This is a genomic window from Streptomyces blastmyceticus (genome assembly GCF_039521185.1).
GTDB classification, from domain to species: domain Bacteria; phylum Actinomycetota; class Actinomycetes; order Streptomycetales; family Streptomycetaceae; genus Streptomyces; species Streptomyces blastmyceticus.
On the sequence record NZ_BAAABW010000017.1, the window covers coordinates 250,131 to 257,638 of the forward strand.

The 7,508-nt window shown below is 70.1% G+C and carries 5 protein-coding genes; 4 read left to right on the plus strand and 1 reads right to left on the minus strand.

Annotation, left to right across the window (positions count from 1 at the left end; all coding sequences use genetic code 11):
- The first annotated feature begins 11 nt into the window (after window positions 1-11).
- From ABD269_RS17115 to ABD269_RS17130, 4 genes are all read left to right on the plus strand, one after another.
- The gene (locus tag ABD269_RS17115) at window positions 12-3,842 is read left to right on the plus strand and encodes a hypothetical protein (protein ID WP_344118660.1); all 3,831 of its coding nucleotides are present in this window, start codon (window positions 12-14) and stop codon (window positions 3,840-3,842) included.
- Window positions 3,843-3,862: 20 nt separating this feature from the next.
- Window positions 3,863-5,029 (plus strand): hypothetical protein, encoded by a 1,167-nt coding sequence (locus ABD269_RS17120; RefSeq protein WP_344118661.1) that lies wholly within the window; start codon window positions 3,863-3,865, stop codon window positions 5,027-5,029.
- A gap of 255 nt (window positions 5,030-5,284) precedes the next feature.
- On the plus strand, window positions 5,285-5,479 hold the full coding sequence (locus ABD269_RS17125) for a hypothetical protein (RefSeq protein WP_344118662.1): 195 nt from the start codon (window positions 5,285-5,287) through the stop codon (window positions 5,477-5,479).
- A 77-nt stretch (window positions 5,480-5,556) separates the two neighbouring features.
- Window positions 5,557-6,762, plus strand: coding sequence for an SUKH-4 family immunity protein (locus ABD269_RS17130; RefSeq protein ID WP_344118663.1), 1,206 nt, complete (start codon window positions 5,557-5,559; stop codon window positions 6,760-6,762).
- Window positions 6,763-6,841: 79 nt separating this feature from the next.
- On the opposite strand, the gene ABD269_RS17135 is transcribed toward ABD269_RS17130, so the two are convergent.
- On the minus strand, window positions 6,842-7,508 hold a 667-nt coding region (locus ABD269_RS17135), incomplete at its 5' end, for a malic enzyme-like NAD(P)-binding protein (protein ID WP_344118664.1).

The window sequence follows — 7,508 nt, forward strand, 5'->3', positions numbered from 1 at the left end:
AGACCGCCGAGATGACCGAAGCCATCGAACCCTCCGCGGGCACGAAGCAGGGCGGCACGACCGACCTGATCGTCCCGGTCCGGCTCCACGCCCTGGTATCCAACGACATGGTGAACTCCGCCGGCGGGCCGTTCTCCCGCTGGCGCACGGACTACGAGCTGATGCTGGCAGAAGGCACACCGCCGGAACCGCCGGCCGGGCAGGGTGCCGAGGAGCGGGTGCCGTTCGGGGTGCGCCTGCAGTGGCAGTTCCCCGAAGCACTCGCCACCGGGCACTACGACGAGAAGACCGAGGTGACCTCGTTCCCGCTGGTGCCGAACCGGTGGCTGATCGTGCGGTACTTCGACCCCAGGGGACAGCAGACGCCGGCCGACCGGAACACGGTGCACGCCAAGGGCTGGCTCGTGCACAGCGACTACCTGGAGAGCGACTACCCCGACCGGGACGACTGGGCCAAGCTGAAGGTGCCGCGGTTGCGGGATCCGGAGTCTGCGGAGACCACGTTCCTCAGCCTGGTCACCGACGTCACGGACGAGCCGTGGACCGATCCGGGCCGGCGCGAGCCGTTCCTGACCGCGGTCGGGCCCGGGCTGTCGGCCTTCGCCGCCTACGAGCCTTACCACGAGGGCGTCTTCTCCTTCCACGACGACCTCGAAGACCTCAAAGACGGCGCGATCGACACCTACCCGCCGGACAACCGGCTGTCCTACCTGGCCGTCGGCTGGTACTCCGAGCAACCCGCCGACATCCTGACGCAGGCGCTCACCATCCCCGGCCTGCTGCCACCGGACCGCACCGACCCCGAGGCCATGCTGGAAGCACTCGGATGGGTCCTCCCCGACACCGTCCCAGATACTCTCCGCAACACGCTGTACGTCGGCACCGCCCTGGGCGTCACCTGGAAGCAGCGGAACTACCAGCCGCCGTCGGACAAGCCCGACCCCGTCAACGACCCCCTCAAGGTCGCCGTCGGGCACAGCGTCGGCGACGCCGCCACCGCACTGACCACGCTCCAGACCCGCTCGGCCGAGACCGGAGACCTGCTGTCAGCCCTCTACCACGGCACCATCGACTCCTTCGACGCCCCCGGCGGGGACGACGAGCTCGACGAGGCGCTGCGCAGCACCTGGTTCGCGGGACACGAGGCCGGCTACACATGGCGGTTGGTGGAGCGGCGCGGTGACGGGTTCGGCGACGACGCCGAGGGCAGCGCCGCCGCACGCCGCGCCGCGTCGGCGCCCGACCCGCAGTGGCTGGTACGGCTCAACGTGCAGCAGGCCGCCCACGACACCGAGCTGCCGAAACTCCGGAGCCTGCAATGGCGGACCTGGACGCTGTGGTTCCTCCGGAACCGGGCAACGCGCGAGGGTGCGCACGCGCCGGATTTCGACGCGGCCGCCGACGCGCAGCTCGATCCGGCGGCGAGCCCGAACGGCAAGCCGTCCATCGCCAAACTCACCAAGGCACAGTACGAGAAAGTGGCGACGCTCGCGCAAGGCTTGCCGCGCGGCGACACACCTGAGGAACTGGAAGCGGCGATCGCGGACTTCGTTGCCCGGCCGGACGTCGACGTCCCGGAGGGGATGGCGCTCCAGCGCGAGATGTCGGAGAACTACTACGCTCCGGCCGACCCGGTCGTCGTCATCGAGGGCGCCAACGTCACCGAGCCGCTGGCGCGCGACGAGCCGCTGCTGGTGCGGCTCGCCGGAGACCTGCTGCGCTCGCTCAAGATCGGCGGCTCGTTCGAGGACGTACCGACGAACCCCCCGGCGCCGCGGCTCGACGGGTTCCCGTCACCGGTCGCATCGCTGCTCGCGGAGTTCGCGCTGCTGGACAAGGCGGCGTGGACACCGGCCGCCGCCCCCGGCCCGACCGCGCTGCACAACGCGATCGCACATCCCGACCTCAACATCACCGGGAGCCTGGCGCACTACATGGCGTTCTGGAAGCAGCCCTGGCTGCCGATGTATCTCCAGTGGGACGTGCGGTATGTCCCCACACCGTTCCGGACCGGGGACACCGAGCACTGGGAGTTCGACGGGAACGCGTACACCTGGAAGGGCACCGGATCGACTGCCCAGGACGCTTCGTCATCACTGCGGCGGATCTTCAGGGGCCGGTCCTTCCTGACACCGACCGTGCGCTACGTGGTGGAGCGGCAGCTGGACCGGTACCTGCAGACGTATCCGGACGCCGAGGCGATGGGCGTGCGCCAACTCCGCGAAGACGCATCCGACCTGGACATGCTGTCGCAGACCCTCGACGGATTCCACGACTGGTTGCTGACACAGAGCGGCGCGGCCCGGCCGCTGCGGTCCCGGACCCCGGTCCCGCCCGACCTGGAACCACTGCTCGGCGACGCGGCCTCGTGGCCCGCACCGAGCGGCCACAGCGACACGGCTCCCGCCGACGACACCTTCCAGCCGGTCCGCGCCGGGCAGTTCTTCTTCTACGACCTGCGGATCATCGACCGCTTCGGGCGGGTCGTGGACCTCACGAACGGCGCACAGAACAATTACGAGCGCTTCCCGCCCATCCGCGCCCTCAGCGTCCTCCCCGACGCGCACAAGCCGTTGTATCCGGACCCGATCGGCACGCAGCGGTTCATCCAGCTGCCGCCGCGCCTGCTGCAGCCGGCACGGGTACGGCTGGCCGCCGTGCCCGCCCTGGACGGCGCCGCCTCTCCCGCCGCCCCGACGGCGCGTGACGCCGGGACGCCCGCCACGCCGGTCGCCGGGTGGTTGCTGGTCAACCGGCTGGACGAGACGCTGATGGTCTACGCACTGGACGGCTCGCCGCTGGGCGAGATGCGGGTCCTCAACACCACCCAGGCGATCGCATGGAACCCGCTCCCGCGCTCGCCCTTCCCGGACCCGGCGTCACCCGGGTTCATCGCCGCTTACCCGCGCCTGGCCGGCTTCATCGCGGGGCTGCGCGGCCAGACTTCGCCGCACCTGGCGTTCGCGGCACTGCTGGAGACGATCGACGGCGCGCTGGACGGCATCGTGGACCCGTCGGCCCAGGACGACGCGGTCCCTTCCCGGCTCATCGGCCGCCCGGTGGCCCTGGTCGCCGCCGACCTGGCGATCGACCTGCAAGGCCTGCCGCTGACCGACCCGGGCTGGAGCACTGCCCCGATCCCGCCCTCGGACGGCGTGGTCGCCGGGACCGCCTCGGTGGACACCGCCTCCGGCCAGGACTACCCGGGCCGCGACGGCTACCGCTGGCCGGTCCGGCTGGGCTCGGCGGAGCGGCTGACCGACGGCCTGATCGGCTACTTCGCCTCGGCCTCCGGCCCGGACGGCGACGTCAGCTACACCACCCTGTTCACCGAGCAGCCGGCCGACGCGCACTCGTATCTGCAACCGGTCGGCACCGGCAGCGGCCTGGCACTGCCGGGCACGCTCCCTGGCGAGGCCGCCGTCACGCACCACCTCAGCGTCCTGATGGACCCGCACGCCGCCGTGCACGCCATCACCGACATCCTGCCGGTCGCCCGCCTCGCCCTGGACGCGGACTTCGTCCATGCCTCGCTGGCACGGATCCGGGCATCGTTCCGGCTCCACCCGCTACTGGCCGTGGCCCGGCCGCCGATGCCGGAGGACGAGGCGGCGTTCGCGCGGGGGCCAGGACAGGGATCAGGGCTCGAAGAGGACTCGATCGTCATGCCGCACCCAGCTGCATGGCACGGCGACTGGACCTGGGCCGAGCCTCGGGACCGGGGCGGGGACGTGCCGGAGTGGTTGGAGTTCCCGATCGCGATGGCGGACACATACGCATATCCGGGTGAGCCGGTCGCCGAGGCGCGCGCCGGATACCTGCAACTCAAGCCCCGAGACTGAAGGGACCCTCCTTTATGGGCATGACCGTACTGTCCGCCGACTCGCTGCTCGGCTACGCGATCGGACCGGACCCCGAGCCTCTGACGGTGTCCACGGCCAAGGACCCGGTCATCGGCCGGCTGGACATCACGCTCGGCCCCGGGAACTCGGGCCCCGCCTACTGCAAGAGCATCACAGTCCGGATCCCGATCGGCGCGGGCGCCACGGCGCTCACCGAGAACCGCGCGCAGCTCACCTCGGCCGTCATCGGCGCGAACGGCTGGACCGCACGCCCCGGGTACGCCGACGGCACCTGGCAGGTATTCGAGTTCGTACCGGACCGGCCGGTACAGGTCACCGGGCGCGCCGTCACTCTGGTCGTCTCACAGATCGAGGTGAACGAAGCGGTCGGCGAGGCGGGCATCGAGATCATCGAAGAGACCTCCCCGACCAACGGATCCTTCACCCCGAAAACGACCGTGGCTTCGGTGATGAAGTTCCCGGCGGAGTTCGTGTTCCGCAACTTCCGCCCGACCAAGGTCATGGTTCCCAACGGCGAGCCCGCGGTCCTGAGATGGGACGGGAGCGCGGACGCCGCCTACACGATGTTCTGGGCCCGCAACTCCTCCCAGGACGTCTCGAACGTCCGCGAGTGGGCCACCCCCGAACCACTGACCGCCCCCACCGGCTTCATGCTGCAAGCGACGGTGACTGCCGGCGGTCAAACGCTGACACACACCCTGACCACCGTCGTGATGGTCGAACGGCCCGACCTGGAGATCGGTCACCTCGACATCGCCGGGCGCACCACCTTCCGCGGTCCCCTGGAAGGGCTGATCCAGGACGAGGTGCTGCTTCACGAGTCGAGGAGGTTTGACGATGGCGAGGTGCGCGACCCGGACGCCGAATTCCGGGCCCAGGGCCCGGGGTTCGGTGTCCTCAAGATGAGCATTTGGGATCTCCCCGACGGGCCAACCGCTTCAGCGTCGGTAGGCCACAGGCACCGCGAAGTCCAGCCGGCCATGGTCTACCTGACCCATAACGGTCGCGAATTCGATGCCGGATCGGCAACCCAGCCGTTCAAGGCAGGCGATACCATCCGGTGCCTGGCAGAATGGCCGAACAAGAACAGTGGCGGTAAATCCTATGGCACAGCCCAGTGGTTCTGGTACCCGCTGGGCCCGCAGGAGCCTCCCGTCCGTGTCTGAAGGTTCCCGCCATATCGCTGATCTCCTCCGTCGGCTGGCCGCTTTCCTACGAGATCGAATGTGACCCGACCCCCGGCCGTCTCCGCTGTGAACGGCCGGGCCGTCGGCCGGGGATGGTGCGTTGTCGGTGCCGGGCTGGCGGAGCCTGTCCCGATAGGGGCCTGCCGATCGTTGTGGTGTCCTCACGATTCTGACCGCCCGACGCGGCCCGGTGCTGGCAACGCAACGCGCCATCGGACCGGAAGGGGAGTGGGCATGTCCACATTGACCATGTCCAGTACGCCGCCTGCTTCGCAGAACCGCCGTCGCCGCCCTGCGAGGGAAGTGGTTTTGGGGGTGGACACGCACCGGGATGCCCATGTGGGTGCGGTGCTCTCCGTGACGGGGGCGGTGCTGGCTGCCGACGAGTTCCCGGCTACCGCGGCGGGATACCGCGATCTGCTGAAATAGCCCTGAGTCGTTGTCAGTGTGTCCCGCTAAGGTCGGCGCCACAACGATCGGTATGACGGAGAGCAACGGACGTAGGTATGGGCGCGACGGACAGTCAGGATGGCGTGGCGGCAGTGGGCAGTGAGACGTGCCGGGTCGCCCCGGCGGCGCTGCCGGGTGAGTTGAGGCATGGGCCCAGTCGGCGTTTTCTCGTGGACGAGGGGCTGCCGGAGAGTGCCGCGGACCTCGACTTCACCGTGCTGTGGGAGGACGGCGAGCTCAAGGCCTTCGACGACGACAGACGACTGTTCGCCATCGGGGAGACCGACTACTGCGGCACCGCCGTGGTCCTCGACGGGGTGTCAGGTGAGGTGTATCTCGCTTGCCGGGAGGCGGGGGAGATCCGCCGTGATGTGCTCGCGACCGGCCTTTCCGCTCTCGCCGGGCTGATACGGGAGATGGAGTCGCTGTCGGCGGGGCCGGATGAGACCGCGTACGACGGGCGGTACGGGCCGGCGGTCGTCGCTGAGGTGGTCGAGGGGGCCGAGCGGCGTATGCGGGCCGTCGACCCGGGGCTGTTCGAGCCCGGCACTCCCGTCGCGCACTGGGGCACCTCGCTGCTGGTCCGTTCGCTGCGCTGGGGTGCCCGGCCCGGGGAGCCGGGCGGACTGGCCTACGCGTTCGGGCCGGAGCTGATCGAGGACCTGGCGGTGCTCGGCGGCGAGGGCCGGGTGCGGCGCTTCCGGCCCGAGGAGCTTCCGGCCGGGCTCACGCACGGTCCGACCCGGCGGTTGCTCACCGAGCTCGGGCTCCCGCTCGACGGTGAGATCTTCGGTGCCTGCGAAGAACCACTTCTCACCATGGGGGAGGCCCACCCCGAGACTTTCTCCGACGACGCGTCGGCAGGAGCGGAAGCCGCCCCCGCCGACCGCGCGTACCAGCGTGACTTCTTCGCCATCGGCTGGTGGCCCCATGACCTCGTGATAGCCCTGGACGGCGCCACCGGTCGACTGGAGCTCCCGGACTGGTACGACGACGGGGAACCCCACGCGTACCTCAACCGCGACCTTTCGGCGCTGCTCTACGCGCTGTGGGCCTATGAGCGGATGCGGGCCGAGTGGTACCGGTGGGAGTACGACGGCAGCGGCGACGGGGAGGCGTGGCAGGTGTTCGACCCTCAGGCATTGCTGCACAGCCGCGTCGACGCGATGGTGGAGGCTGTCGATCCGCAGGCGTTTGACACTCCCGAGCACTCCTGGCGGTCGCTCGCCGAGGACGGGCACACCGGAGGTCTGCTCGCCTGACGGTTCGCGTGCCCGGCCCCCACCTTCACCAGTCCGGCGATGAGCCGTGAGGACCAACTGCCAGAAGTCGGACCGGAATTCACTCCGCCGTACGGAGTGCGAGCGAGGCCCGCTTCACCGCCGACGCCACCGCCTCCGTGGCTCCCGCATGGAAGACGCTGGGGATGATGTAGTTCGCGTTGAGTTCGTCCTCGGCGACCACGTTGGCGAGGGCGCCGGCGGCGGCGAGCATCATTTCGGTGTTGACGGTGCGTGACTGTGCGTCGAGCAGGCCGCGGAAGACGCCGGGGAAGACCAGGACGTTGTTGATCTGGTTGGGGAAGTCCGAGCGGCCGGTGGCGACCACGGCGGCGGTCTGGCGGGCGATGGCCGGGTCGACCTCGGGGTCGGGGTTGGCGAGCGCGAAGACGATCGCCCCGTCCGCCATTCCGGCGACATCGTCGCCGGTCAGGACGTTGGGGGCGGAGACGCCGATGAAGACGTCGGCCCCGGCCACGGCCTCCTTGAGGGTGCCCGTGATGCCGTCGGGGTTGGTGTTGTCGGCGATCCAGCGCAGTGCGGATTCGGGGCTCGCGGCGACGAGGTCCTCGCGGCCGGCGTGGACGACGCCGTGGATGTCGGCGACGACGGCGTGCTTGACGCCGGCGGCGGTCAGGAGCTTGAGGATGGCGGTGCCGGCGGCGCCCGCGCCGGACATGACGACGCGTACGTCGCCGATGGACTTGCCGACCACGCGCAGGGCGTTG